Genomic DNA, 1,421 nt, shown 5'->3' with positions numbered 1-1,421 from the left:
TCGTAGAACTGCTCGACGCTCTTGGTTTCGATCAGGCTGTTGGCGCGCAGGTCGCGGTAGATGTCCTGCGCGAGCTGGTGGTTCTCGGGCGCGTCGGTCGAGTGCCAGTTGTCGAACGAGATGTAGTAGCCGTCCAGGTAGGGCTTGCGGCCCGCGGCGATCTCGGCCACGAAGGCCTGCGGCGTCACGCCGGCCTTGTCGGCCGCGATGGTGATGGCCGCGCCGTGCGCGTCGTCGGCGCAGACGAAGTTGACGTCGGCGCCATTCATTCGCTGGTTCCGCACCCAGATGTCGGCCTGGATGTATTCCATCATGTGGCCGATATGGAACTTGCCGTTGGCATACGGCAGGGCGGTGGTGACGAAGAGCTTGCGCGGGGCAGACATCGGGGAGGGCGCTTTCGGGGAGTGGGCGACGAACTTGCGGGAACCGGGCATTTTAGGTGGCAGCATCGCAGCATGCCGAATGCCATCGATCTCACCGCCTACATCGCCGGCTTTGCCGCCTCGCCGCTCGCGCGCTGGGGTGGGCTGGCGCCCTGGGAAATCACCGCGCGGGCGGCGGAAATCGTCCGCGAACTGCTCGTGGCGCTGCCGGCGGGCGAATTTGCCGTCGAAGGCGAAGTGGCGATCCACCGCAGCGCCACCGTGGAAGCCGGTGCGGTGCTGAAGGGGCCGTTGATCATTGGCGCCGGCTGCTTCGTGGCGGCCGGCGCCTATCTGCGCGGCGGCAACTGGGTGGGCGAGCGCTGCACCCTCGGCCCGGGCTCGGAGCTCAAGTCGTCCTTCGTCTTCGCGGGCACGGCCCTTGCGCACTTCAATTTCGTCGGCGATTCGGTGCTGGGCGCAGGCGTGAACCTGGAGGCCGGCAGCATCGTCTGCAACCACCGCAACGAGCGTCCCGCCAAGCAGATCTTCGTGCGAGGCGGCGAGGGCGGCGCATTGCAGGCCACGGGCAGCGAGAAGTTCGGCGCGCTGGCGGGCGACGGCGTGYGCATCGGTGCCAACGCGGTGATCGCGCCCGGCGCGCTGCTGCGTCCCGGCCTCGTGATCGCCCGCGCTTCGCTGCTCGACCAGGAGTTGCCGGACCCCCAGTGACCCGAAAGGCGCCGGGGTGTCTCCGGCGCGACGTATGCTCCATGCCGCGCGTTTTGCGAACGCCCTCTCTGCTGATAGGGCAAAGAGATATACAAGATGGATATACAGAAAGCGAGTTTCCGATGACCACCCCCATTCCCGCAACCCTGATTCCCGGCGATGGCATCGGCCCCGAGATCGTCGACGCCACCCTGGCCGCGCTCGATGCGCTGAAGGCGCCCTTCGAATGGGACCGCCAGATCGCCGGCCTTGGCGGTGTCCAGGCCTCGGGCGATCCGCTGCCGCAGGCCACGCTGGACAGCATCCGCCGCACCCGCCTGGCCC

At 67.9% G+C, this 1,421-nt stretch carries 3 protein-coding genes; 2 read left to right on the top strand and 1 reads right to left on the bottom strand.

Translation table 11 applies throughout. From position 1 onward, the window contains the following. Nucleotides 1-386: class I tRNA ligase family protein (locus AC1DOC_RS33550; protein WP_478131555.1), on the bottom strand; the 386-nt coding region annotated here is incomplete at its 3' end. Nucleotides 387-458: 72 nt separating this feature from the next. Between AC1DOC_RS33550 and AC1DOC_RS33545 the strand changes: the two genes are divergently transcribed. Both AC1DOC_RS33545 and AC1DOC_RS33540 read left to right on the top strand, forming a co-directional pair. Continuing rightward, nucleotides 459-1,097 carry an LbetaH domain-containing protein gene (locus AC1DOC_RS33545; protein WP_478131554.1) on the top strand — a complete coding sequence of 213 codons (639 nt, stop codon included), beginning with the start codon at nucleotides 459-461 and terminating at the stop codon, nucleotides 1,095-1,097. Nucleotides 1,098-1,219: 122 nt separating this feature from the next. After that, on the top strand, nucleotides 1,220-1,421 hold a 202-nt coding region (locus tag AC1DOC_RS33540; protein WP_478131553.1), incomplete at its 3' end, for an isocitrate/isopropylmalate family dehydrogenase.

Source organism: Variovorax sp. 01T439_2 (assembly GCF_056398445.1).
The sequence above is the reverse complement of the archived record's forward strand: the minus strand, read 5'-3'. Positions and strand labels throughout refer to the sequence as shown.